General features: G+C 68.0%; 26 protein-coding genes. 23 read left to right on the top strand and 3 right to left on the bottom strand.

Annotated features, from left to right (window positions below; translation table 11 throughout):
* The 10 genes from JWP60_RS22330 to JWP60_RS22285 form a co-directional block, all read left to right on the top strand.
* A partial coding sequence (locus JWP60_RS22330; RefSeq protein ID WP_299796300.1) for a hypothetical protein occupies positions 1-366 on the top strand: 366 nt, incomplete at its 5' end.
* Positions 367-592: 226 nt separating this feature from the next.
* A complete protein-coding gene (locus JWP60_RS22325) occupies positions 593-2,680 on the top strand; it encodes an ATP-dependent helicase (protein ID WP_299796297.1) in 2,088 nt (695 codons plus the stop codon).
* A 157-nt stretch (positions 2,681-2,837) separates the two neighbouring features.
* Positions 2,838-3,053 carry a hypothetical protein gene (locus JWP60_RS22320; protein ID WP_299796294.1) on the top strand — a complete coding sequence of 72 codons (216 nt, stop codon included), beginning with the start codon at positions 2,838-2,840 and terminating at the stop codon, positions 3,051-3,053.
* 21 nt (positions 3,054-3,074) lie between these two features.
* Positions 3,075-3,788: a tyrosine-protein phosphatase gene (locus JWP60_RS22315; RefSeq protein ID WP_299796291.1), complete on the top strand. Its 714-nt coding sequence runs from the start codon at positions 3,075-3,077 to the stop codon at positions 3,786-3,788.
* Between the two features lie 166 nt (positions 3,789-3,954).
* On the top strand, positions 3,955-4,461 hold the full coding sequence (locus JWP60_RS22310; protein ID WP_299796288.1) for a hypothetical protein: 507 nt from the start codon (positions 3,955-3,957) through the stop codon (positions 4,459-4,461).
* A gap of 22 nt (positions 4,462-4,483) precedes the next feature.
* Positions 4,484-5,302 (top strand): alpha/beta fold hydrolase, encoded by an 819-nt coding sequence (locus tag JWP60_RS22305; RefSeq protein ID WP_299796285.1) that lies wholly within the window; start codon positions 4,484-4,486, stop codon positions 5,300-5,302.
* 151 nt (positions 5,303-5,453) lie between these two features.
* Positions 5,454-5,636 carry a hypothetical protein gene (locus tag JWP60_RS22300; protein WP_299796282.1) on the top strand — a complete coding sequence of 61 codons (183 nt, stop codon included), beginning with the start codon at positions 5,454-5,456 and terminating at the stop codon, positions 5,634-5,636.
* A 35-nt stretch (positions 5,637-5,671) separates the two neighbouring features.
* Positions 5,672-6,172, top strand: a complete 501-nt coding sequence (locus JWP60_RS22295; RefSeq protein WP_299796279.1) for a hemerythrin domain-containing protein — start codon at positions 5,672-5,674, stop codon at positions 6,170-6,172.
* Positions 6,173-6,337: 165 nt separating this feature from the next.
* Positions 6,338-6,760, top strand: a complete 423-nt coding sequence (locus JWP60_RS22290; protein ID WP_299796276.1) for a hypothetical protein — start codon at positions 6,338-6,340, stop codon at positions 6,758-6,760.
* A gap of 1 nt (position 6,761) precedes the next feature.
* Positions 6,762-7,187: a hypothetical protein gene (locus JWP60_RS22285; RefSeq protein WP_299796273.1), complete on the top strand. Its 426-nt coding sequence runs from the start codon at positions 6,762-6,764 to the stop codon at positions 7,185-7,187.
* A gap of 69 nt (positions 7,188-7,256) precedes the next feature.
* On the opposite strand, the gene JWP60_RS22280 is transcribed toward JWP60_RS22285, so the two are convergent.
* From JWP60_RS22280 to JWP60_RS22270, 3 genes are all read right to left on the bottom strand, one after another.
* Positions 7,257-8,141, bottom strand: a complete 885-nt coding sequence (locus JWP60_RS22280; RefSeq protein ID WP_299796270.1) for a sulfurtransferase — start codon at positions 8,139-8,141, stop codon at positions 7,257-7,259.
* A 183-nt stretch (positions 8,142-8,324) separates the two neighbouring features.
* Positions 8,325-9,224 (bottom strand): DMT family transporter, encoded by a 900-nt coding sequence (locus JWP60_RS22275; RefSeq protein ID WP_299796267.1) that lies wholly within the window; start codon positions 9,222-9,224, stop codon positions 8,325-8,327.
* 31 nt (positions 9,225-9,255) lie between these two features.
* A complete protein-coding gene (locus JWP60_RS22270) occupies positions 9,256-10,383 on the bottom strand; it encodes an aromatic ring-hydroxylating dioxygenase subunit alpha (RefSeq protein WP_299796264.1) in 1,128 nt (375 codons plus the stop codon).
* A 176-nt stretch (positions 10,384-10,559) separates the two neighbouring features.
* On the opposite strand from JWP60_RS22270, the gene JWP60_RS22265 reads away from it, so the two are divergent.
* From JWP60_RS22265 to JWP60_RS22205, 13 genes are all read left to right on the top strand, one after another.
* Positions 10,560-10,784: an exodeoxyribonuclease VII small subunit gene (locus tag JWP60_RS22265; protein WP_299796261.1), complete on the top strand. Its 225-nt coding sequence runs from the start codon at positions 10,560-10,562 to the stop codon at positions 10,782-10,784.
* 58 nt (positions 10,785-10,842) lie between these two features.
* Complete coding sequence (locus JWP60_RS22260) at positions 10,843-11,730, top strand: polyprenyl synthetase family protein (RefSeq protein WP_299796258.1); 888 nt, start codon at positions 10,843-10,845, stop codon at positions 11,728-11,730.
* Positions 11,731-11,742: 12 nt separating this feature from the next.
* On the top strand, positions 11,743-13,629 hold the full coding sequence (dxs, locus tag JWP60_RS22255) for a 1-deoxy-D-xylulose-5-phosphate synthase (RefSeq protein ID WP_299796255.1): 1,887 nt from the start codon (positions 11,743-11,745) through the stop codon (positions 13,627-13,629).
* 202 nt (positions 13,630-13,831) lie between these two features.
* Entirely contained in the window at positions 13,832-14,914 is a 1,083-nt protein-coding gene (locus JWP60_RS22250; protein ID WP_299796252.1) for a TRAP transporter substrate-binding protein, read from the top strand.
* A 94-nt stretch (positions 14,915-15,008) separates the two neighbouring features.
* Entirely contained in the window at positions 15,009-15,488 is a 480-nt protein-coding gene (locus tag JWP60_RS22245) for a helix-turn-helix domain-containing protein (protein WP_299796250.1), read from the top strand.
* Positions 15,457-16,206, top strand: a complete 750-nt coding sequence (locus tag JWP60_RS22240) for a nucleotidyl transferase AbiEii/AbiGii toxin family protein (RefSeq protein WP_299796248.1) — start codon at positions 15,457-15,459, stop codon at positions 16,204-16,206. Before JWP60_RS22245 ends, JWP60_RS22240 begins: the two co-directional genes overlap by 32 nt.
* 52 nt (positions 16,207-16,258) lie before the next feature.
* The gene (gene dctP, locus JWP60_RS22235) at positions 16,259-17,338 is read left to right on the top strand and encodes a TRAP transporter substrate-binding protein DctP (RefSeq protein WP_299796245.1); all 1,080 of its coding nucleotides are present in this window, start codon (positions 16,259-16,261) and stop codon (positions 17,336-17,338) included.
* An 88-nt stretch (positions 17,339-17,426) separates the two neighbouring features.
* Positions 17,427-18,509 carry an ABC transporter substrate-binding protein gene (locus tag JWP60_RS22230; RefSeq protein ID WP_299796242.1) on the top strand — a complete coding sequence of 361 codons (1,083 nt, stop codon included), beginning with the start codon at positions 17,427-17,429 and terminating at the stop codon, positions 18,507-18,509.
* Positions 18,510-18,932: 423 nt separating this feature from the next.
* Positions 18,933-19,940 carry a tripartite tricarboxylate transporter substrate binding protein gene (locus tag JWP60_RS22225; protein WP_299796239.1) on the top strand — a complete coding sequence of 336 codons (1,008 nt, stop codon included), beginning with the start codon at positions 18,933-18,935 and terminating at the stop codon, positions 19,938-19,940.
* Between the two features lie 7 nt (positions 19,941-19,947).
* Positions 19,948-20,526, top strand: coding sequence for a tripartite tricarboxylate transporter TctB family protein (locus JWP60_RS22220; protein WP_299796236.1), 579 nt, complete (start codon positions 19,948-19,950; stop codon positions 20,524-20,526).
* Positions 20,527-20,551: 25 nt separating this feature from the next.
* Positions 20,552-22,087, top strand: a complete 1,536-nt coding sequence (locus tag JWP60_RS22215; protein WP_299796233.1) for a tripartite tricarboxylate transporter permease — start codon at positions 20,552-20,554, stop codon at positions 22,085-22,087.
* 7 nt (positions 22,088-22,094) lie between these two features.
* Entirely contained in the window at positions 22,095-22,946 is an 852-nt protein-coding gene (locus JWP60_RS22210; protein WP_299796230.1) for a sugar phosphate isomerase/epimerase family protein, read from the top strand.
* Positions 22,939-24,348, top strand: a complete 1,410-nt coding sequence (locus JWP60_RS22205; RefSeq protein WP_299796226.1) for a mandelate racemase — start codon at positions 22,939-22,941, stop codon at positions 24,346-24,348. The genes JWP60_RS22210 and JWP60_RS22205 overlap by 8 nt, the downstream gene beginning before the upstream one ends.
* The last annotated feature ends 43 nt before the right edge of the window (positions 24,349-24,391 follow it).

Below are 24,391 nucleotides of genomic sequence, written 5' to 3'. Positions count from 1 at the left end.
CAGACCTCGAAGGCCACCGACGAGATCTCGGCGCAGGTCGGCGCCATCCAGAACGCCACAAGACTGTCGGTGGATTCGATCCAGGGCATTACCAGCACCATCGGCCGCGTCAGCGAGATCGCCAGCGCGATCGCCGCCGCGGTCGAGGAACAGGGTGCCGCGACGCTGGAAATCGCCCGCAACGTCGCCGAAGCCGCGCGCGGCACCGGCGAGGTTTCGGACAACATCGCCGGCGTCAACGAAGCGGCCCGCGAAACCGGGATGGCCGCGACGCGGGTGGTGGAGTCGGCGGCGGATCTGTCGCGCAACGGCGAGGATCTGAAGACCCAGGTCGACGCATTCCTGCGCGAAGTGCGGGCGGCGTAGGGCAAAGCCCGCATAAACGCAGCTGTCATCGCCCGGCTTGACCGGGCGACCCAGTAGACACTGCGCCCGCGATCGAATCTCTGGTGCCGGCGTATACTGGATCACCCGCATGCGCGGGTGATGACAGCTGGGGGGGCGCCGCGTCGGCATGCCTCCCTCGCCCCCTCCCGCCATTGCGAACAAACCGGGAATCAGCGAGCGTGATTCGTCACCTCAGGAAAATCCCGTGCTCGCGCAGCCTTCCTATCTCGATGCCCTCAATCCGGAACAGCGCCGCGCCGTCGAGCACGGCGTGTTTTCGCGCGAGAGCGCACCCCAGCCGGCACCTGCGGGCCCGCTGCTCGTCATCGCCGGCGCCGGGTCCGGCAAGACCAACACGCTGGCGCATCGCGTGGCGCATCTGATCGTCAACGGCGCCGATCCGCGCCGCATTCTGCTGATGACCTTTTCCCGCCGCGCCGCCGCCGAGATGAGCCGCCGCGTCGAGCGCATCTCGCGACAGGTGATGGGCGACAAAGCCGGCATCATGACCGACGCGCTGGCCTGGGCCGGCACCTTTCACGGCATCGGCGCGCGGCTGCTGCGCGATTACGCCGAACAGATCGGGCTCGATCCCGCTTTCACGATTCACGACCGTGAGGACTCCGCCGACCTGATGAACCTGGTGCGGCACGAGCTCGGCCTGTCGAAAACCGAAAACAGGTTTCCCACCAAGGGCACGTGTCTCACGATCTACTCACGCTGCGTCAACGCCGAGACCGATATCGACCAGGTGCTCGGCGCCAACTTTCCATGGTGCGCCGGCTGGGCGTCGGAGCTGCGACACCTGTTCGAACACTATGTCGAGGCCAAGCAGCAGCAGAACGTGCTCGATTACGACGACCTGCTGGCCTTCTGGGCCGACCTGATGGCGGAGCCGACGCTCGCCGAGGAGATCGGCGCGCGCTTCGACTACCTGCTGGTCGACGAGTACCAGGACACGAACTCGCTGCAGGCTCAGATCCTGCTCGCGATGAAGCCGACGGGGCTGGGCGTAACCGTGGTCGGCGACGACGCGCAGAGCATCTACTCCTTTCGCGGCGCCACGGTGCGCAACATCCTCGACTTCCCCCAGCGCTTCGCGCAGCCGGCGCGCGTCGTCACGCTGGAGCGCAATTACCGCAGCACGCAACCCATTCTCGAAGCGAGCAACGCGGTGATCGCCGCGGCGCGCGAGCGCCACGCCAAGAACCTGTTCACCGACAAGGCCGCCAGCCAGCGCGCCCAACTGGTGCTGGTGCCCGACGAGGCGCAGCAGGCGCGCTGGGTGGCCGACCAGGTGCTGCGCCAGCGCGAGGCGGGCGCGACGCTCAAGTCGCAGGCGGTGCTGTTTCGCGCCAGCCATCACAGCGCCCCGCTCGAACTCGAACTGGCACGGCGCAACATCCCCTTCGTGAAGTTCGGCGGCCTCAAGTTCCTGGAGGCCTCGCACATCAAGGACGTGATGGCGCTGCTGCGCTTCGCGCAGAACCCGCGCAGCCGCATGGCGGGCTTCCGTGCCGTGCAACTGGTGCCCGGCGTCGGCGCTGCCACCGCCACGCGCCTGCTGGACGCGATGTCCGAGGCGAGCGACCCGCATGCGGCGCTGCAGTCGTTCGAGCCGCCGGCGCAGGCCAGCGAAGAATGGTCGCAGCTGGCCGCGCTCTATGCCAGGCTGAACGACGCCGGGCTCGCCTGGCCGGCCGACATGGAGCTGGCCAGGTCCTGGTACCTGCCGCAACTCGAGCGGCTGCACGACGACGCGCAGGTGCGCAAGCTCGATGTCGAACAGCTCGCCCGACTGGCCGCGGGCTACGGCAGCCGCGAGCGCTTTCTCACCGAACTGACGCTCGATCCGCCCGAGGTCACCAGCGACCAGAGCGGCCCGCCGCTGCGCGACGAGGATTACCTGATCCTCTCGACCATCCACAGCGCCAAGGGCCAGGAGTGGAAGGCGGTCCACGTGCTCAATTGCGTCGATGGCTGCATCCCGAGCGACATGGCCACCGGCACCAGCGAGGAGATCGAGGAGGAGCGGCGCCTGCTCTACGTCGCGATGACGCGCGCAAAGGAGCAGTTGCACCTGATCGTGCCGCAGCGCTTCTACGTCTCGCAGCAATCGGGCGGCGGCGACCGCCACGTGTATGCCGGCCGCACGCGCTTCATCACCGAAGCCATGACGGCGCAGTTCGAGCAGGTGACCTGGCCGGCGGCAATGGCGGTGCACGCGTCCGAGCGGCTGCCGCAGGCTCCGGTGATGCAGGTGCGGGCGCGGGCACGGTCGCTCTGGAAGTAGGCTGCGCTGCAGCGCAGCCCATCCTTCGAAAGGGGCCCAGCGGCCGGCGGAGGGCAATTCCTACGCGAAGGCAGGGCGCGACGCCGACAGGGGCGGTGTCGGGCCTGCCTAGATTGACCTGCCAAGCATCTCTTTCCACCTGCGTCCAGGGAACCCCATGCCGAACGAATCCGACCAGCAGCCTCCCAACGCCACCAGCCCCGGCAACGAGGGCTCGCGCGGCAGCCGCGGCGCGGCCAACATCGGCGCCCAGCCGGCCAACAGCACCAACGCCGATGGCGAGCGCATGCCGGTCGCGCAGGAACCCGATACCCGCGATGCCGACGCGCAGGGCGGCGGCGGGGTGGCCAGCGAGAGCAGCCGCTCGAGCTAGCGCGTCGCCCACAATGGCGGAATGCGCTTTGCCAGTTCCGCCAATTTCCGCCGTGTCGGTGTCCCGCAGGGCCGCGGCACGCCCCTGAAAAATCTCTATCGCTCCGACCACCTCGGCGCCCTCGACGCCCAGGACGCGAGCCAGATCGTCGCCCTCGGCATCAGCCGCGTGCTCGACTTTCGCGGCGTCGAAGAGCGCACGGCGGCCGCGTGCCGGCTGCCAGGCGTCACCGTGCATTCGCTGCCGATCGAGCCCACCATCGTGCAGAAGCTGCAGCAGCTGCTGGCGGCAGGCGAGCCACTCTCCGCCGCCGACGTTTCGGCGCACATGCAGGACACCTACCGCGGGTTCGTGCGCCACAGCACGCCGCGCTTCGCCGAGTTCTTCGCGCACCTGCTCGCCTCCGACGAGCCCACCGTCTTCCACTGCACGGCGGGCAAGGACCGCACCGGTTTCGCGGCCGCCCTGCTGCTCAAGGCGGTGGGTGTGGACGACGATGCCGTGATGCGCGATTACCTGCTCACCAACGAGCGCGTCGAACTGCCCGCCGTCTCGCGCATGGGCCTGCCGCGCGAAGCGATGGCCGTGCTCTGGCGGGTGCAGCCGGACTTCCTGCAGGCCGCCTTTGCCGAAGCGCAGGCGCGCCACGGGTCGCTCGACGCGTACTTGCGCGAGGGCCTGGGCCTGGGCGACGCCGAGCGCGCACGCCTGGTCGCGCTGTATCGCGCGCCGTGAACTTGCCGCCCGGCGGCACGGCTTTCCTGCCGGCCGCCGGGCCAGCCTCCTACGCAACTCCCCAGACCGCGACTACAGGTCTGCAGTTGGGGCGCGCGAACACTGGCATGCATAGCGGGCCGCAAGGTCGGCGAATCAAACAACAGCAGCAGCAAAGGAGTCCGAGATGGCCAATCAGGAACAGTCCCGCGACGGGATCCCGCAAAAGGACCCGACCCGACCTTCTCCCGATGTGAACCAGCGCGCCACCGATGGCCAGGCCTCGGCGCGTGGCACCGGCGACAACCTCGACTCCGGAGACCGCAGCATGGACCGGCCGCGGGCCGGCGACGAGAAGGGCATGCCGATGACGTCCGAGTCGCCCTCGGGGCAGGACTACCGCGGCGAAGGCCCGGGCAAGGTCGGCCTGACCAGCGATGCGCAACCCGACCTGGTGGCGCCCTCCGGAGTCAACGAGCGCGACCACGGTTCCGCCGAGGATGCACCCAGCGCCGGTGGCACCCTCGACTTCGATGACGGCACCGACGAGATCCACCCGCGCGGCAAGGTGACCGGCGCCGGCCGCACCTGGAACGAGAAGAACCCCAGCGACGCCGGCGAACTGGGCGCTCCCGGAGCCGGCCTGTCCGACCGGAACGGCCCCAGTGACCCGGACACCAATCGCAGTCGCTAAGGCGCTGCGCGGAGGAGGCAACATGGTCTACGCGATCTTCTCCGCCTCGGTCCTGCTGGCCATCGGCCTCATCTACGTGGGCGCCATCGGCTGGCTGTACTTCCGCCAGGAGCGCCTGCTGTTCGAACCGGATCCGCTGCTCCCGGACGACCCGATCTGCAAGGACCCGGACACCCGCGAGTTCTTCGTCGACGTGCCCGGCGCGCGGCTCTCGGTCGCGCACCTGACGCGGCCGGCTCCGCGCGGCGTGTTCTTCTTCCTGCACGGCAACTCGGGCAACCTGAAGAAATGGTTCGTGGACCTCGATGCGTTCCGGCAGGCCAACTTCGATGTGGTGATGTTCGATTACCGCGGCTTCGGCAAGAGCGGCGGCCAGATCGAGAGCGAGGAGCAACTGCGGGCCGACGTCAGCGCCGTGTGGCAGCACTTCGCCCCGATGTACGAAGGCAAGCGCGTGGTGATCTCCGGCCAGTCGCTGGGCACCGCGCTGGCCGCGGGTCTCGCGGCGCAACTGTGCTCGGCCGGCCATGCGCCCGACCTCACCCTGCTCGTGTCGCCGTACAGCAGCATGCAGGCCCTGGCCGCGGAGCTGTATCCCTGGGTGCCGATGCAGGTGCTGCGCTATCCGCTGCACACGCTGGAGCACGCCGCCAAGCTGCTCGGCCCGGTGATGCTGATCCACGGCGAGAAGGACGAACTGATTCCGATCCATCACAGCGAGACGCTCGCCAGGTCGATGCGCTCGGCGCAGCTGCTGCGGGTGGATGGAGCGGGGCACAGCGACGTGCATCGTTTCCCCTCCGTGCGCAAGGCGCTGTTGTCCGCGCTCGGCCGCTTGTAACGCAGCGCTCGATCGCCATCGGAATGCCCGCGCAAGCGGGCATTTTCCTTGCGCCGAGCTTGAGAGCCCGCTCTCCTACACGGGTGCCGTCTGCGCACTGACAGCGCCGGATCGCTGCTTCTCTAGAGTGGAAAACGCACAGGAGGAACGCATGACGACGCCCCGAAAAGCATCGACTCCCAAGCATCAGCAGCCCGCGCCCGGGCGTGCCGGCGCCCGCCAGCAGGGCGAGGATCTGCAGCCGCCGGCCACCGGCGCGAACGGCGGCTCGCCCGCCGCCCCGGTGATGAAGCAATTCGCCAAGACCAAGGCCGAAAGCTCCGGCCGCTCGTGAGCGGACGGATCCGCAGCGAAAGAGAGACGCACCCCATGAAGAAGCAAGCGCCCGACGCCATCGACCTGCTCGACGCCGACCACCTGGCCGTGCACGGACTCTTCCAGTCCTGGCGCGAGCTCGTGCGCACGGCGGCGCCGGCGCTGCAGCGGCGCGCGCTGGCCGAAGAGATCTGCATGGAGCTGACGATTCACGCGCGGCTTGAAGAAGAGCTGTTCTACCCCGCCGTGCGCGAGGCGCTCGACGACGAGGATCTGGTCGACGACACCGGAGACCAGCACGGCACGCAACGCGAGCTGGTCGCGCAGATCCTGGCGTCTTCACCCGACGACCAGAGCTACGACGGCAAGGTCGCGGCGCTGGAGCACTATGTCGAGCAGCACGTACGAACCGAGCGCGAGCAGGTGTTCAATCGCGCCCTCGCGGCCAAGCTCGACCTGCAGTCGCTCGGCCGCATGATCGCCGTGCGCAAGGATGAACTGCGCGCGGTGTCCGAGGCGTTGCGCGAGGATGCGCTGGCCCCCGCGTTCGCCTGAAGCGGACGCTTACTCATTCAGTCGGGCTGCGCCGACTGTTGTCCTACAGCCTTCGACAGTGGCAGACGACATGGCGGCTCAGCCCCCGACCTAAAGTGGGTGGCAGGCAGCGATCACGCTGTCAGATCTCTCGATCCACGAAACGAAACCGACTAGGAGTTCCTGATGATCAAGTCCCCGATCGCGCAATGCGCTGCCCTGGCCCTCATGGCCGCCCTGTCCCTGACCGCCTGCGGCAAGAAGAACGATGCGGGCGCCGGCTCCGGCTCCTCCAGCACTTCCTCGACGACCAGCTCGCCGAGCGACACTGGCAGCGGCACCGCCAGCACGACCCCCAGCACCGGCGGCACGGGCAGCACCGACACCACGGCCGGCGCCGGCTCCACCACGGGCTCCACGGGCGGCGGCACCTCGATGGGCGCTGGCGGCTCCTCCACCGACACCACCGCGGGCGCGGGCGGCACCGCTGGCTCGTCGGGCGCGGCCGGTACCACCGGCTCGGGCATGGGCGGCACGACCGGTGCCGGCGGCATGAGCTCCGGTTCCTCCACCTCCAGCACCCCCAGCACCTCCTCGACGACGCGCTGACATGGGACGGCAGCCCTGGACCATCGTGACGCTGGCGGTGGCCTGCACGCTCACGCTCGGCGCGTGCAGCAAGCAGGCTGACAGCAACCCGAATGCGCAGGGCAGCCCGGGCACGGGCAATGGCGTCGCGGTGGCGCGGCCCGCGGCACCGGACGGACCGGCCGGCGGCTCCTCGGGCGACAAGGGCTCGACTGCCGCTAGCGGCTCGTCCGGCGCCAATGCCGTGCCCGGAACGACCGGCGACGCCAGCGCCAGCACCGGTGCGGGCACGCTGCAGCCGGGCGTGGGCCTCAATGGCGGCCTGAGCAACGGCAACGTCATGGGCGCAGCTCCGTCGGGCCAGGGCGCGACGGCGTCGACAGCGTCGCCCGCCGGTGACGGCAGCACCAACATGACGCCTGGCAGCGCCGTGGGCAGGCGCCACTGAGACGAGGCACGCGCAGCGTGTTGCAAAGTGCCGGGCTTGTCCCGGCATTCCTGTTCTGGGGCCGCGCGATCAGCCCTTGGCCACCGGCAGCCGCGGATTGCGGCTCCACTCGCTCCAGCTGCCCGCGAACAGCGCGGTCGGTGCGAAGCCCGCGATCTCCATCGCGATCGCATTGGGCAAGGCGCTCACGCCGCTGCCGCACTGGTGGATCACCGTGGCCGGATCGCGGCCGCCCAGCAACTGCTCGAACTCCGCGCGCAGTTGCTGCGCCGGCTTGAAGCGGCCGTCGGGCCCCAGGTTCTGCGCGAACGGCCGATTGAGCGCGCCGGGGATGTGGCCCGCCACCGGATCGAGCGGCTCCACCTCGCCGCGAAAGCGCTGGGGGGCCCGCGCATCCACCAGCGTTTGCGATCCGCCGAGCCCGTGCTCCACCTCGTCGATGCCGACCAGCCGCCGCAGCGGCTCGCCGAGTTCGAAATTGGACTGGAAGTGCGAAGGCTCGCTGCCCGCACGCACCGCGCCGCCCGCGGCCTGCCAGGCCTGCAGGCCGCCATCGAGCACGGCCACCGCCTCATGGCCGGCCCACTTCAACATCCACCAGAGGCGGCCGCAGTAGTTGGCGCCGTTGCGGTCATAGACGACCGCCTGCATGTCGTTGGCAAAGCCGACGCTCGACAACCAGATCGCGAACTTCTCGCGGCTGGGCAGCGGGTGGCGCCCGCCCGAGGCGGCACCGGGATTCGGCTGCGGTTGCCCTTGCAGGTCGGGCGTGCCCTTGTCGCTGAGCGCGTGATCGAGGTCGGCATACACCGCGCCCGCGAGGTGCGACTGCAGGTATTGCTTCTCGCCGCTGGCGGGGTCCATCAGGTCGAAGGTGCAGTCGAAGACCATCAGCCGCGCCTTGGCGGCCAGCAGCCCTTGCAACTGCTCGGCGGAGATGAGCGTGGTGTACATGGCCGGATTGTCTCGCCAATGGCGCGTTCGGTGCGAAGCAGTGCTCGGACGAAGAAATTTGAACGCAGAAGCCGCAGAAGTGATGCAAAAAACGCAGAAGCAATGTTGGGATTCTTCTGCGTTTTTGGTTTGCTCTTCGGCGTCTTCTGCGTTCAGAAATGCCTTCAACCGCAGCAGCGCCACTCAGTGCTCCTCGCCCGGCGCATCCGGAGCAGCACGCGCGCGCAGCACCGTCGCCACAATGCCGCTCGCGCAGATCAGCGCCATGCCCAACCAGCCGGCCGGCGCAACGCGGTCGCCGAACAGCAGCAGGCTGTACAGCGCGCCGAAGACGATGCCCGAGTACTGCAGGTTGGCCACGACCAGCGTGGCGCCATGGCTGTAGGCGCGGGTCATGCACCACTGGCCCAGCGATGCCAGCAGCGCCATCGGCAGCAGCCAGAGCGCGTGCTGCCAGTCCCAGGCGGAGACGCCGGTCGCCGCCATGCCCAAACCGCCGGCCAATGCGGATCCCGCGGCGAAATAGAAGACCGTGCGCACCTCCGGTTCGCCCAGTTTGGCCAGGGCCATGACCTGCAAGTACGCGAAGGCCGAGAGCATCCCCGAGAGCAGGCCGACCAAACCCGCGAACACCTCGTGCTGCGCGATCGTCGGGTGCAACATGAGGAGCACGCCGGCGAAGCCCGCCAGCACCGTGGCCGCCAGCGCGCCGTGGCGGGCCGGCAGCGGCGCGCCCGCGCGCGGGCTCCAGGCGATCAGCGCGCCGCCGACCAGGAAGGCGGCGATCCACACGCTGCTCATGTAGTTGAGCGTCATCGCGGTGGCCAGCGGCAGGCCGGCGATCGCATAGAACCAGGCGCCGAGCGACAGCACGCCCACCAGGCTGCGCCAGGCGTGCATGCCCGGATACGCTGTCCGCAGCGGGGTTCGCTGCGAGCGGGCCCACAGCGCCATCACGGCCATGCCGATCAGCCCGCGCCAGAACACCAGCTCCGCGGCGTTGAACCAGGCCGACGAGATCTTGATGCACACCGCCATCGTCGCGAAGAACAGCGACGCGGCCACCATCCACAGCGCCTGCATCGCTAGCGTCGCGAGGAAAGGCGGGCAGGCGTCAGCGAATCACTCCGCGGTACCACTCGTGGAAGTGCTGCATGCCGTCTTCCATCGGGCTCTGGTAGGGGCCGACCTCGTTGTCGCCGCGGTCCATCAGCGCCTTGCGGCCGGCGTCCATGCGCAGGGCGATCTCGTCGTCCTCCTCGCAGGTCTCCAGGTAGGCGGCCTGCTGGGCTTCGACGAATTCGCGCTCGAAGGCGGCGATCTCCTCGGGATAGAAGAACTCCACCACGTTCATCGTCTTGCGCGGTCCCCTGGGGTAGAGCGTGGAAACCACCAGCACGTTGGGATACCACTCCACCATCACGTTCGGATAGAGCGTGAGCCACACGGCGCCCTGCTTGGGCGCGCGGCCTTCCTGGTAGCGCAAGACCTCGTCGTGCCACTTGCGGTACACGTCCGAGCCGGCCTTGCCCAGCTTGCCCGCCACGCCCACCGTCTGCACCGAGTACTCGTTGCCGAATTCCCAGCGCAGGTCTTCGCAAGTGACGAAGTTGCCCAGCCCCGGGTGAAAGGGGCCGACGTGGTAATCCTCGAGGTAGACCTCGATGAAGGTCTTCCAGTTGTAGTCGACCTCGTGCACCAGCGTGCGGTCGTACACGTACCCGGAGAAGTCCAGGTCCGCCTTCGGACCGAGCTTGCCCAGCACGCGGTTCACGTCAAAGCCGTTGGCCTCGAACACCAGGCCGTTCCAGTTCTGGACGGGGTAGTTCTTCAGGTTCAGGCAGGGGTCCGTCGCGAAGTGCGGCGCGCCCAGCAGCGTGCCCGCCGGCGCGGGCTGGCCGGCGCTGTAGGTCCAGCGATGTAGAGGGCACACGATGTTCCCTCCCGAGGAGGGGCTCGCCGCGAGCGAGCCGCGGCCGCGCAGCATCACCGCCTGCCGATGGCGGCAGACGTTGGAGATCAGCTCGATGCCCTGGGGCGTGCGAACGAGCGCGCGCCCCTCGCCTTCGTGCGAGAGCGTGTGATAGTCGCCCAGCTCGGGGACCGCCAGTTCGTGCCCCAGATACCGGGGCCCGCGCTGGAAGATCAACTCCATCTCGCGCGAAAAGAGCGCCGGGTCGAAGTAGCTGGAAACGGGAAGTTGGCTTGCGGCCTGCTGGAGCTGAAGACTTAAATCAGACATTTCCTCTGACCTAGAGACTCCCCCTATGAAGGGGCAGGGCCACGCTTGGGAGCGCGACAGGAGGGGGAGGGCGATTCTACCCTTCGCAGTCACGCCGGGGCGCCTGGGATGGAATTACGCCCGCGGCCCCGATGGGGCGCGGGGCCTAAAATCCACCGCTGTCCCAAAGTATTTCAATGTCGAAGCCACTCCCACCCCCTGCCAGCTACGAAGCCGCGATGGAAGAGCTTGAGCAGCTCACCAGCCTGATCGAGTCGGGCCAGCTCCCCCTGGAGCAACTGCTCGCGGGCTACGAGCGCGGCGCCGAGCTGCTGAAGTTCTGTCGCGACAAGTTGCAGGCCGTCGAGGAGCAGATCAAGGTGCTCGATGCCGGTGTGCTGAAGCCGTGGGCCAGCGAGTGAGCGCCGCCCGCCGCCCCAAGGCGCTCGCCGCGCGCAGCGCAGTTCGGAGATGCTTGCTGTGACGTTCGATCTGAAGGGCTGGTCGACCGAACGACTCGAGCGCGTCGAGGAGGCGCTCTCCAGCTGGATCCCCGCGGACACGCCCGCCAGCCTTGGCCTGGCGATGCGCTATGCGGTGCTCGATGGCGGCAAGCGCTTGCGCCCGCTGCTGGTGCTGGGTGCGAGCGAGGCGGTCGGCGGCAATGCCGATGCGGCCCTGCGCGCCGCCTGCGCGGTCGAATTGATCCACGCCTACTCGCTGGTGCACGACGACATGCCGTGCATGGACAACGACGTGCTGCGCCGGGGCAAGCCCACGGTGCACGTGGCATATGGCGAGGCCACCGCGCTGCTCGCCGGCGACGCCTTGCAGGCACTGGCCTTCGAGCTGCTCGCGCCCGAGGGCGTCGGCATTCCCGATCGCACCCAGGCCACGCTGTGCCGCCTGCTGGCCATGGCCGCGGGCCATGCCGGCATGGCCGGTGGCCAGGCCATCGATCTGGCGGCCGTGGGCAAGTCGCTCACCGAATCCGAGCTGCGCCAGATGCATCGCCTGAAGACCGGTGCGCTGCTGCAGGCCAGCGTGATGATGGGGGTGGCGTGTGGCGAAGCCGGCGCGCAGGCTTCGGCCGGCCTCGCCAACTACGGCCGCGCCATGGGCCTGGCCTTCCAGGTCGTCGACGACATCCTCGACGTCACGGCCGACTCCGCCACGCTGGGCAAGACCGCCGGCAAGGACGCCGCCCAGGAGAAGCCCACCTACGTTTCGCTGCTGGGCCTGCCGCGTGCCCGTGCCTATGCCGTCGAACTGCTGGAGCAGGCCCTCGACGCCCTGGCTACCACCGGCCTGCCCGATACGCGCGCGCTGCTGGCATTGGCCGAGATGGTCGTGCACCGCGACAACTGAGATCCACCACCCATGTCCACGCTGCTCGAAGCCATCAACGATCCCGCCGACCTGCGCCGGCTGCCCCGCGCGCAGCTGCCGGCGCTGGCCGATGAACTGCGCGCCTACGTGCTGGACTCGGTCGCGCGCACCGGCGGCCACCTGAGCTCCAACCTGGGCACGGTGGAACTGACCATCGCGCTGCACTACGTCTTCAACACGCCCTGGGACCGCATCGTCTGGGACGTGGGCCACCAGACCTATCCGCACAAGATCCTCACGGGCCGGCGCGACCGCATGGCTTCGCTGCGCCAGCTCCACGGCCTGGCGGGTTTTCCGCAGCGCGCCGAGAGCGAGTACGACACCTTCGGCACGGCGCATTCGTCCACCAGCATCTCCGCGGCGCTGGGCATGGCGGTGGCGGCGCGGCAGAAGGGCGAACAGCGCCATTGCGTGGCGGTGATCGGCGACGGCGCGATGACCGCCGGCATGGCCTTTGAGGCCCTGAACAACGCCGGCGTCGCCGAGGCCGACCTGCTGGTGATCCTGAACGACAACGACATGTCGATCAGCCCGCCGGTGGGTGCGCTCAATCGCTACCTGGCGCAACTGATGTCCGGCCGCTTCTATTCCGCGGCCAAGGACATCGGCAAGAACGTGCTCAAGGTGGCGCCGCCCCTGTTCGAGCTGGCCAAGCGCTTCGAGGAACATGCCAAGGGCATGGTGGTGCCGGCCACGCTGTTCGAGAAATTCGGCTTCAACTACGTGGGGCCCATCGACGGCCACGACCTCGAATCGCTGATCCCCACGCTGCAGAACATCCGGCAACTCAAGGGGCCGCAGTTCCTGCACGTGGTGACGAAGAAGGGCCAGGGCTACAAGCTCGCCGAGGCGGACCCCGTGGCCTATCACGGCCCGGGCAAGTTCGATCCCGCGGTGGGCCTCGTCAAGCCCGCCACGCCGGCCAAGCCCACGTTCACGCAGGTGTTCGGCCACTGGCTGTGCGACATGGCGGAGCAGGACCAGCGCCTGGTCGGCATCACGCCCGCGATGCGCGAGGGCTCGGGCATGCTGGAATTCCACCAGCGCTTTCCCGATCGCTACTACGACGTGGGCATTGCCGAACAGCACGCGGTGACCTTCGCTGCCGGCCTGGCATGCGAGGGGCTCAAGCCGGTGGTGGCGATCTATTCGACCTTCCTGCAGCGCGGCTACGACCAGTTGATCCACGACGTAGCGCTGCAGAACCTGCCGATGGTGTTCGCGCTCGACCGCGCCGGCCTCGTGGGCGCCGACGGTCCCACGCATGCGGGCGCCTACGACATCGCCTTCCTGCGCTGCATCCCGAACATGGCCATCGCCTGTCCGGCCGACGAGAACGAGTGCCGCAAGCTGCTGACCACGGCCTGGCAACAGGATCGTCCGGTGGCGGTGCGCTATCCGCGCGGCGCGGGCATCGGTGCGGTCGTGGAGCCCGGCCTGCAGCCGCTGCCCTTCGGCAAGGGCGAGTTGCGCCGCACCGGCAAGCGCGTGGCAGTGCTGGCTTTCGGCACCTTGCTCTATCCCGCGTTGCAGGCGGCCGAGCGGCTGGACCTCACGGTGGCCAACATGCGCTGGGCCAAGCCGCTGGACACCGAGCTGCTGCTGCAGATCGCCTCCACGCACGACGCGCTGGTGACGCTGGAAGAGGGCGCCATCATGGGCGGCGCCGGCAGTGCGGTGCTCGAGGCGCTGGCGGCCGCCGGGGTGGCGAAGCCGGTGCTGCAGCTCGGCTTGCGCGACGACTACGCACCGCACGGGGATCCGGCACGGCTCCTCGCCCTGCAGGGGCTCGATGCGGTCGGCATCGAGGCGGCTATCCAGGGGCGCTTTGGCGAAATGATCGAGCGGCCGGCGCCGAGCCTGAAGATCGTCGGTTAGGTCTTGCAGGCTGCATGGTGGGGCTCGCTGCGCGAGACCCACCCTGCAGGGCATCCCACCGTCGCCTGTTCCAATCTGTCCGCGAGGGAAAACCCCGCCTGACGGAAAGCTGTCATTTCCGAGAATGAGCCACCCTGTGAGCCGCTGACCAGCGTCACGCCGGGCGGGATATCCAGCCTGTTCACTCATTCCAGGAGAAGACATGGATCGTCGATCGCTCATGAAGAACGCGGGGCTTGCCGGGGTGCTCGCGACCGGCATCGCGCCGGCCGTGCACGCGCAGGCCGCCGTCCGCTGGCGCCTGGCTTCCAGTTTCCCGAAGTCGCTCGACACCCTCTATGGCGGGGCCGAGGTGTTCGCCGCCCGGGTCAAGGCCATGAGCGGCGGCAAGTTCGAGATCTCCACCCACGCTGCGGGCGAATTGATGCCGGCCTTCGGCGTGGTCGATGGGGTGCAGCAGGGGTCCATCGAATGCGCGCACACCGCGCCCTACTACTTCTTCGGCAAGAACGAGGTGTTCGCTCTCGGGTGCGCGATTCCCTTCGGGCTGAACAGCCGGCAGATGACGGCCTGGATGGTGGAGGCCAACGGCCTGACGCTGATGCGCGAGTTCTACGCCAAGTACAACATCATCAACTTCCCCTGCGGCAACACCGGGGCGCAGATGGGCGGCTGGTACCGCAAGGAGGTCAAGACCGCTGCCGACATGAAGGGCCTGAAGTTCCGCATCGGCGGCTTTGCCGGGCGCGTGATCGAGCGCATGGGTGGCGTGCCCCAGAACATCCCGGGCGGCGACATCTATCCCGCGCTGGAGAAGGGCACGATCGATGCGGCCGAGTGGGTCGGTCCCTACGACGACCTGAAGCTGGGCCTGAACAAGATCGCGCCCTTCTACTACTACCCCGGCTGGTGGGAAGGCGGGCCCCAGCTGGACCTGTTCGTCAACCAGAAGGCCTATGACGGGCTCTCGAGCGAATACCGGGAGATCGTCCGGTCGGCCTCGGCCGAAGCGCACGTCGCGGTGCAGGCGCGCTACGACGCGCGCAATCCGGCCGCGCTCAAGACGCTGGTGGCGGGCGGTGCGAAGCTGCGGGTGTTCTCGACCGACCTGATGAATCTCGCCTTCAAGGAATCGATGGCGCTGTATTCGGAAATCAGTGCCAAGAACGAGGACTGGCGCAAGATCTACGCGGATTACTCCAGGTTCCGCGCCGACCAGAACCTCTGGTTCCGCTTCACCGAGGCCAGCTTCGACCACTTCATGCAGACGCAGAAGCTGGGGTGAAGGCAGCCTGTGGCAGCGGAGGGGCTGCCACGTGTCGCGCTTGTCTGTTTCTCATTCTTGACAATATCTTGGAAATGGCCAGAATGAGAAACATATGCCAGCCGCCAGCCCCCCTCTCGGTTCGCACGCGACAGAGTCGCTCCAGGAGCTTGGCTCGACCTTGCGGGCGCGCCGACGCAGCCTGAAAGTGAACGCGACCGCGGCAGCGCAGGCGGCCGGCGTGTCTCGTGTCACGCTCCACCGGATCGAAAAAGGCGAGCCATCCGTCACGGCCGGCGCCTATGCCGCCGCGGCCCTGACGCTCGGCCTGCGCCTGCAGGCAGCGCCGCCCGCGGCGCCATCGACGCCGCCTGATCCCAAGCGGTGGCTTCCGGTGCGCGTGCGCTTGAGCGACTATCCGAAGCTGAAAGAGCTGGCCTGGCAGATCCACGGCACGGACGAACTCTCGCCCCGTGAAGCCCTGGACATCTACGAGCGCAACTGGCGGCACGTCGATCGCGCAACGATGTCCCCCGGCGAGCAGGACCTCGTGCAGGCCCTGCGTGCAGCCTTCGGAGGCGCGAATGCCGTTTGAGCGTCCGCATCACCAGCGGATCGCGCGCGTGCTGGAGTCTCTCGACGGCTCGTTGCTCCTGGCGCACCGCTGCCTGTTCGCCGGAGGCACGGTGATTGCGCTGCGGTACGGCGAATACCGCGAATCGGTGGACGTCGATTTCCTGGTTTCGGAGATCGCGCATTACCGCGAATTGCGAACGGCGCTCACCGGGGCGGCAGGCCTGGCCGCGATCGCCAAGGCGGGCAAGCACCAACTCGTGCAGGCTGCGGAGATCAGGGCGGATCAGTACGGTGTGCGCACGCGCGTGGCCGTGGACGGCCAGCCGATCAAACTGGAGATCGTGCACGAGGGACGCATTGCCCTGGAGGAGCCTGGCGCCGGCGACGCGGTTTGCGGCGTTCCCTCGCTGACGCCGCTGGACATGGCCACGAGCAAGCTGCTGGCGAACTCGGACCGATGGCCGGACGACGGGGTCTTCAGTCGCGACTTGATCGACCTCGCCATGATGCAGCCCGCGCTGGCGCTCCTGCGCAAAGCGGTGGCCAAGGCGGAGGGCGCGTACGGAAGCGCGATCCTGCGCGACCTCGCGCGCGCCATCGGGCGCATGGAACAGCGGCGCGGCTGGCTGGAGCGCTGCATCCACGCCATGGCCATGACCGACCCGCCCGCCGTGGTCTGGCAACGCGTGCGCCGGCTGGCGCGAATTCTGCCGCCCGACCCGGTTGGGCGAGGGTAGGGAGCCGCGGGCTGGTAAAAACGGAGCCTGCCACCCCTGGAGTCCCGAGCCCATGCAACGCCGTTCCGCCCTGAAGAATGCCGGCCTCGCCGGCGTGCTGGCCGCGGGCATCGCTCCCGCCGTGCACGCGCAGCCAACGGTGCGCTGGCGCCTGGCATCGAGCTTTCCGAAAAGCCTGGACACCATCTACGGGGGCGCCGAAGTGTTCGCGCAGAAGGTGCGCCAGCTCTCCAGCGGCCGCTTCGAGATTTCCGTGCATGCGGCCGGCGAACTGATGCCCGCCTTCGGCGTCGTCGACAGCGTGCAGCGTGGGACCATCGAATGCGCGCACACCGCGCCCTACTACTTCTCCGACAAGGACGAGACCTTCGCGATCGGCGGCGCCATCCCCTTCGGCCTGAACAGCCGGCAGATGAGCGCATGGACTTTCCAGGGCAATGGCCTGAAGCTGATGCGGGAGTTCTACGCCCGCTACGACATCATCAGCTTCCCCTGCGGCAACACCGGAGCGCAGATGGGCGGCTGGATGCGCGACGAGATCAGGAGCGTGGCGGACCTCAAGGGCCTGAAGTTCCGCATCGGCGGCTTCGCCGGCAAGGTGCTGGAACGCATGGGCGGGATGCCGCAGAACATCCCCGGTGGCGACATCTATCCGGCCCTCGCCAAGGGCACCATAGACGCGGCCGAGTGGATCGGCCCCTATGACGACCAGAAGCTCGGGCTGCACAAGGTCGCGCCCTACTACTACTACCCCGGGTGGTGGGAGGGCGGCCTGCAGCTGGATCTGTACGTCCATCACCGGGCTTACTCCGCGCTGTCCGCCGAGAACAAGGCGATCGTGGAGGTCGCCACCGCCTATGCGCACGTCGACCTGCAGGCCAAGTACGACGCCCGCAATCCCACGGCGCTCAAGCAACTGGTGGCCGGCGGGGCCAAGCTGCGCCCGTTCACGGCGGACGTGATGACCGAGTCGTTCAAGCAATCGATGGCGCTGTACTCCGAGCTCTCCGCGAGCAATGCGAACTGGAAGAAGGTCTACACCGACTACGCGCGCTTTCGCTCCGACCAGAACCTCTGGTTCCGCTTCACCGAAGCCAGCTTCGACCGTTTCATGCAGGCGCAGAAGCTCTGACGATGCAAGCCTTCTGACAGCTTGGGGGCACCTGCTGGACCATCATCGTCCGCGCAATCGTCGCCATTACAACTGAGGAGACTCTCTCATGGATCGTCGTTCCGCCCTGAGGCACGCCGGCATCGCCGGTGTCCTGGCCACGGGCATCGCCCCCGCCGTGCACGCGCAGTCCGCCGTGCGCTGGCGCCTGGCCTCCAGCTTCCCCAAGTCGCTGGACACCATCTTCGGCAGCGCCCAGGTGATGGCCGCCACGGTGAAGGCCCTGTCCGGTGGCAAGTTCGAAATCTCCACGCACGCTGGCGGCGAACTGATGCCCCCCTTCGCGGTGGTCGACTCCCTGCAGAACGACTCCCTGGAGATGGCGCAGACGGCGCCCTATTACTTCACCGGCAAGGATTCCATCTTCGCCTTCGGCTGCGCCGTGCCCTTCGGCCTGACCGCGCGCCAGATGGACTCGTGGATGGAGCACGGCAACGGCCGCAAGCTGATGGACGCGTTCTACGGCAACTACAAGATGCGCAGCTTCAGCTCCGGCAACACGGGCACCCAGATGGGTGGCTGGTACCGCAAGGAGATCAAGTCGGTGGCCGACCTCAAGGGCCTGAAGATGCGCATGGGCGGCGGCCTGCTGGGCGAGGCCATGAACAAGCTGGGCGTCGTGTCGCAGAACATGCCGGCGGGCGACGTGTACTCCGCGCTGGAGAAGGGCACGCTGGACGCCACCGAATTCGTTGGCCCGTACGACGACGAGAAGCTGGGCTTCAACAAGGTTGCGCCCTACTACTACTTCCCGGGCTGGTGGGAAGGCGGCGCCGAGCTGGAGTTCTTCGTCAACACGAAGGCCTATGACGCGCTGTCGGTCGAGAACAAGGCGATCCTGGAAGCGGCCTGCAATGTCGCCGCCCGCGACATGACCGCCAAGTACGACGCCGTGAACCCCGGGGCGCTCAAGCGCCTGGTGGCCGCCAAGACCAGGCTGATGCCGTTCCCGAAGGACGTGCTGGACGCCGGCTTCAAGGCCTCGATGGAAGTGTTCGCCGAGCACGAAGCCAAGTCGCCCGAATTCAAGAAGATCCACCAGGACATGCGCGCCTTCCAGCGCGACCAGATCCTGTGGGGCCGCTTCTCGGAGCAGCGCTACGACAGCTACATGAACACGGTGAAGATCTGATCCTGCAGGGGCCGCCTCGGCGGGCCTGCGTCATCCTTCATCCCATGCGTTTCGCTCTCGACTGAGGTAATTCACTAACTGGTGAACGGTGGCGTCTCGCATGGATCTCTGGATGTCATCCCGGGCTCGACCCGGGACGGATCTCTGGATGTCATCCCGGGCTCGACCCGGGATCCACGCTGCGCTCTTTCAAGCGCCGTCGTGGATTGCGGGTCGAGCCCGCAATGACATCCTCCAATGACATCCTCCGATGGCATCTTCCAATGGCGTCCTTCCACGATGGACTGCGCTGCGCGCCAACCCCACGCGGGGGCCCGCACCACCTCGCCACATCCCGCCCCCGGGCGAACCCCGTTGACAGCGACGCCTCTCCCTGCATAGAGTCCTCTAATTAACTGTTTAGGGAATTAATCCGTGGACGTCATGCACAAGCGCCTTTTCCTCCATGCCATCGCTGCCGTCGTGGCGCTCGGTGCCACCGTGCCGGCCGCCGCGCAGAACTGGAAGCCGACCCACCCGATCAACCTGATCGTGCCGTGGGCAGCGGGCGGCTCGACCGACCAGGTCACGCGCGTGACCGCGGCGGAACTGGAAAAGGCCCTGGGCCAGACCATCGTGATCGTCAACCAGCCGGGCGCCTCCGGGGCCATCGGCACCAGGAGCGCGCTCGACGCGGCCAAGGATGGCTACACCTGGACGGCCGGCGCGGCTCAGGACCTCGGCGCCTACCAGGCCCTGGGCTCCGTCAACACCAGCATCAAGGACTGGCACCTGTTCCTGACCGTGGCCAACATCCAGGTGATCGGCGTCAATCCGCAGCGCCCCTGGAAGAACGCGAAGGAACTGCTGGACGACATGAAGAAGCGTCCCGGCCAGATCAGCGTCGCCACCGCGGGCGTGACCTCCGCCGCGCACAATGCGATGGACCAGATCGTCAAGGCGACCGGCGTGAAGTACAAGGAAGTCTCGTATGACGGCGGCAACCCCGCTGTCGTCGCGACCGTCTCGGGTGAAGCCGACCTCACCACGCAACTGGCCGTGGAGCAGGCCGACATGATCCGCGGCAAGCGCCTGCGCCCCCTGGCAGCAGTGAGCGACAAGCCGCTGGAGCTCGAAGGCTTCGGCACCATTCCCCCGCTCTCTGCGACGGTGCCCGGCTTCACCGCGCCGGCCAACTACTTCGGCATCTTCATTCCCAAGGGCGTGCCCGACGACGTCGTGAAGACCGTGCAGCGCATCTGGGCCGAGAACATCGCCAGGAGCGATGCCCTGAAGAAGTACGCCACCAGCCGCGGCGCACTGTTCATTCCGGTCTCCGGCGACGCCGCGCAGAAGGCCGCCTGGCCCGCGGTGCAGACCAATGTCTGGAACCTGCAGGCGAGCGGCAAGACCAAGGTCTCGCCGGACACGGTCGGCATCCCGAAGCCCTGATTCCGAGATGAGCACGCATGCCGCCGACGGCGACGCCCACGAGCCGCCGCGCTCCGACCTGAAGGACGCGATCGGCTGGATGGCGCTCGGCATCGCCGTGCTGGTGGCGTCGCTGCGCATGGACCGCCTCGAGTCGCAGGGCGTCAATCCCTACACGGTGCCCGGCTTGCTGCCGGGGCTGCTGGGGCTGGCGATGATCGTGCTGGGTAGCGTGCTTGCCTTGCGCAGCTGGCGGCGCGGCGCCTTGACCGAGGCTCTGGCATCCCCCGGGCCGCAGCAACGCGAAGAACACAAGCGCATCGCCGTGGTGATCTCGCTGGTGCTCGGTTATGGCCTGGTGCTGGTCGGCCATTCCTCCTTGCTGGTCCATCTGCTCGCGCCGGGTTCACTCCTTGGCCTGCCGTATTGGCTCGCCTCCACGATCTTCGTCACGACTTCGATCCTGGTGCTGCATCGCCTGAGTCCCGATCCCGCGGACCGCCGCTTCACGCCCGGTGCCGTGCTCAAGGCACTGGTCATCGGCCTGGCCGCCTCGCTGGCCGTCCAGATCGTGTTCCAGGAACTGTTCCTGGTGCGCCTGCCCTGATTCCCTTTCCTGCCCAAGGCCTGCCATGCTGCAAGGACTGACCGACCTCGGCCACGCCTATCTGAGCTTCTTCCATCCGCTGACGCTCGCCTACGGGCTCGGTGGCGCCTTCGTCGGCATTTCGATGGGGCTGCTGCCTGGCCTCTCCGCCACGCTGGCCATCGCGCTGCTCACCACGCTGACCATCAAGCTGCAGACCAACGACGCCATCCTGGTGTTGATCTGCTCGTATGTCGGCGCGCTGTACGGCGGCTCGCGCACGGCGATCCTGTTGAACATCCCCGGCACCGCTGCCAACGCGGCGTCCTGCGCGGACGGCTATGCGCTCGCGCAGCAGGGGCAGGCGGGTCGCGCGATCGGCATCGCCACCTCGGGCGCCTTCGTCTCCACGCTGATCGGCGTGGTGTGCCTGGCGCTGTTCACGCCGATGCTGGCCGAAGTGGCGCTGTCCTTCGGCGCGTTCGAGTTCTTCTGGCTTGCGCTGTTCGGCGTCACGATGTCGGGGTCCATCGTCGGCAAGGACCCGCTCAAGGGCTGGCTGATGGGCCTGCTGGGGCTGTTCATCGCGCAGGTGGGGCAGGAGGGCCTGTATGCCTACGACCGCTTCACCTTCGGCTGGGACCAGCTCTCCGGCGGCTTCGCCTTGATCCCGGCGCTGGTGGGCGCCTTCGGCCTGTCCGAAGTGCTTGCCACGCTCTCGAATCCGGTCGAACGCCGGATGGTCGACCTGAAGGACTCGGTGCTGCCGCGCTTTCGCGAGGTGTGGCAGTACCGTTGGACCGTGCTGCGCTCGGGCGTCATCGGCGTGCTCACGGGGCTGCTGCCGGGCGTGGGCGAGGACTCGGGCGCCTGGATCTCCTATGCGGCGGCCAAGGCCGTGAGCAAGGAGAAGGAGAAGTTTGGCAAAGGCTCGATCGACGGCCTGATGGCCGCCGAGACCGGCGACATGGCCTCGATCCCGGGGCACATCATCCCCTCGCTGGCGCTGGGCATCCCCGGCTCGGCGCCGTCGGCGGTGCTGATGGCGGCGATGGTGATCCACGGCGTGCAGCCCGGCCCGATGCTGATGATCGAGCACCCGCAGTTCATCTACCACGTGGTGGCGATGACCACGCTGGCCTCTTTCGCCATCCTGCTGTTCGGCCTGTTCGGCGTGAAGCCGCTGCTGCAGATCCTGCGCGTGCGCCGCACGATCCTGATGCCGATCATCTTCCTGCTCTGCACGGTCGGCGCCTTCGCCACGGCCTCGCGCCTGTTCGACATCTACGCGATGCTGACCATCGGCATCGGCGCCTTCTTCCTGCGCCGGCGCGGCTACGAGATGGCGCCGCTGGTGCTGGGCCTGGTGCTCGGCCCGTTGTTGGACAAGAGCCTGCGCCGCGGCCTGGTGCTCTCGGATGGCAGCCTGATCCCGTTCTTCACGCGACCGATCTCGATGGCCTTTGCCGCCGTCACCATCTTCACCATCCTGCTGTACGTGCCGGCCTTCAAGGCGGGCGTGAACCGCGTGAAGTCCGGCTTGTTCAGTGGCGTGCGCATGGTGTTCGCGCGCCGCGCCTGAGACCGCCATGAAATTCGCCCTCTGCAACGAAGTCTTGCACCCGCTGCCGTTCGCGCAGCAATGCCAGCTGGCAGCCGACCTCGGCTACGACGGCCTGGAGGTCGCGCCCTTCACGCTGGCCGCCGACCCCATGGCCCTGAGCGATGGCGACGCGCAAGCACTGCGCCGCATCGCCGAAGACCACGGCCTCACGATCTTCGGCCTGCACTGGTTGCTGGTCGCGCCCAAGGGCCTCTCGCTGGTCAGCGAGGATGCCCAGGTGCGACAGCGCACGGTGGACGTGATGACGCGCCTGGTCGAACTCTGCGCCTCGATGGGCGGCAGCTACCTCGTGCACGGCTCGCCAAAACAGCGCAGCGTGCCGGAAGGCAGCACGCGCGAGCAGGCCTGGGACCGCGCGCGCGACTGCCTGCGCGCCGCCGGCGAAGCGGCCGCGCGCCATCGCGTCACCTATTGCCTGGAGCCACTCTCGCGGGTGGAGACCGACCTGGTCAACACCGTGGCAGAGGGCGCGCGCATGGTCGAAGAAATCGGCCTGCCATCGCTGCGCACCATGATCGACTGCAGCGCCGCGGGCCAGGCCGAGAGCGAGCCGGTGCACCTGTTGATGCAGCGTTGGCTGCCCACCGGAATGGTCGGCCACGTGCAGGTCAACGACCCCAACCGCCGCGGCCCGGGCCAGGGCGCGATGGACTTCGGCCCCATCCTGCAGGTGCTGCAGCGCATGGAAGCCGCCGGCCACTTCCCCGGCATCGTTGCGGTCGAACCCTTCGATTACGTGCCCGATGGCCCGGGCTGCGCCGCCCGCGCGATCGGCTACCTGCGCGGCGTGCTGCAGGGACTGGAACACCATGACTGAAGCACCGCGATTGCGGATCGCAGAGATCGAGTTGTACGAGCGGCCGGTCAAGCTGCGCATGCCCTTTCGCTTCGGCGTGGTGACGCTGACCGAGGCGCCGCAGGCCTTCGTGCGCGCGCGCATCGAAGCCGCCGACGGCCGCAGCGCCTGGGGCGCCGCTGCCGAACTGATGGCACCCAAGTGGTTCGACAAGGACCTGGCGCTGAGCAACGAAGACAACTTCGAGCAACTGCGCGCAGTGCTGCGGCTGGCCCGCGGCGCGTATCTCTCGGATGCGAGCTCCGGGACGGCGTTCGGCCATTTCGCGCGGCACCATGACGTGCACGCGCGGGCGGCGGCCGGCCAGGGATTCAATCCGCTGCTGGCCAGCTATGGGCCGGCCTTGATCGACCGTGCGGTGCTCGATGCGCTGTGCCGCGCGTTGGGTGTGTCGTTCTACGATGCGATGCGCGGGAACCTTGCCGGGATGGGGGCAGACCATCCGCAGTTCGGCGGCTTCGATTTCGCGGCGTACCTTGCGGCGTGCCGGCCTGCCGATCGCATTCATGCGCGCCACACCGTGGGCCTGCTCGATGCCATCACGGTGGCCGACCAGACCGAGCGCGTCGGCGACGGCCTGCCCGAGACTTTGGAGGAAGTGGTGCAGGTCTATGGCCATCGCTACTTCAAGCTGAAGGTGAGCGGCAAGGTGCAGGCTGACCTCGATCGCTTGCAGGCCATCGCCTCGGTGCTCGATCGCTCGCCCGCGCCGTACTACGCATCGCTGGACGGCAACGAACAGTACGAGGACGCGCAGGGCGTGCAGCAACTGGTGCGCGGGATCCAGGCTTGCGCGCCGCTCTCACGCCTGTGGGACAGCATCCTCTTCATCGAACAACCGATTGCGCGCAAGCTGGCGTTGCAGGTGGACCTGCGCGCGGCGGACCTCGGCAAGCCGGTGATCGTCGACGAGTCGGATGGCGAACTGGGGAGCTTCGTGCAGGCCCGCGAGCGCGGATATGCGGGCATCTCCTCGAAGACCTGCAAGGGCTTCTACAAGTCGGTGCTGAATGCGGCGCGCTGTGCGGCGTGGAATGCGCAAGAGGGCAGTGCGCGCTACTTCATGTCCGCAGAGGATCTGACCACCCAGGCGGGCTTGGCCGTGCAGCAGGATCTGGCGCTGGTGAACCTGCTGGGGATCACGCACGTGGAGCGCAACGGGCATCACTATGTCGATGGGATGAAGGCGCTGCCGCAGGTGGAGCAGGACGCATTTGTCGCGGCGCATCCGGATCTGTATGAGCGCAGTCATGGGGCGGTAAGGCTGCGGATTCGCGCTGGCGAGATTGCGATCGGCTCGCTGGCGTGCCCGGGGTTCGCGAGCGCGGCGTTGCCCTCGTTCGACGAAATGGGGCGGATGTAGATCGGTGTGGGGCGGAATGGATGTCAAGCCCGCAATGACATCT

The organism is Ramlibacter sp., assembly GCF_028291745.1.
Classification (GTDB): Bacteria; Pseudomonadota; Gammaproteobacteria; order Burkholderiales; family Burkholderiaceae_C; genus Ramlibacter.
The sequence above is the reverse complement of the archived record's forward strand: the minus strand, read 5'-3'. Positions and strand labels throughout refer to the sequence as shown.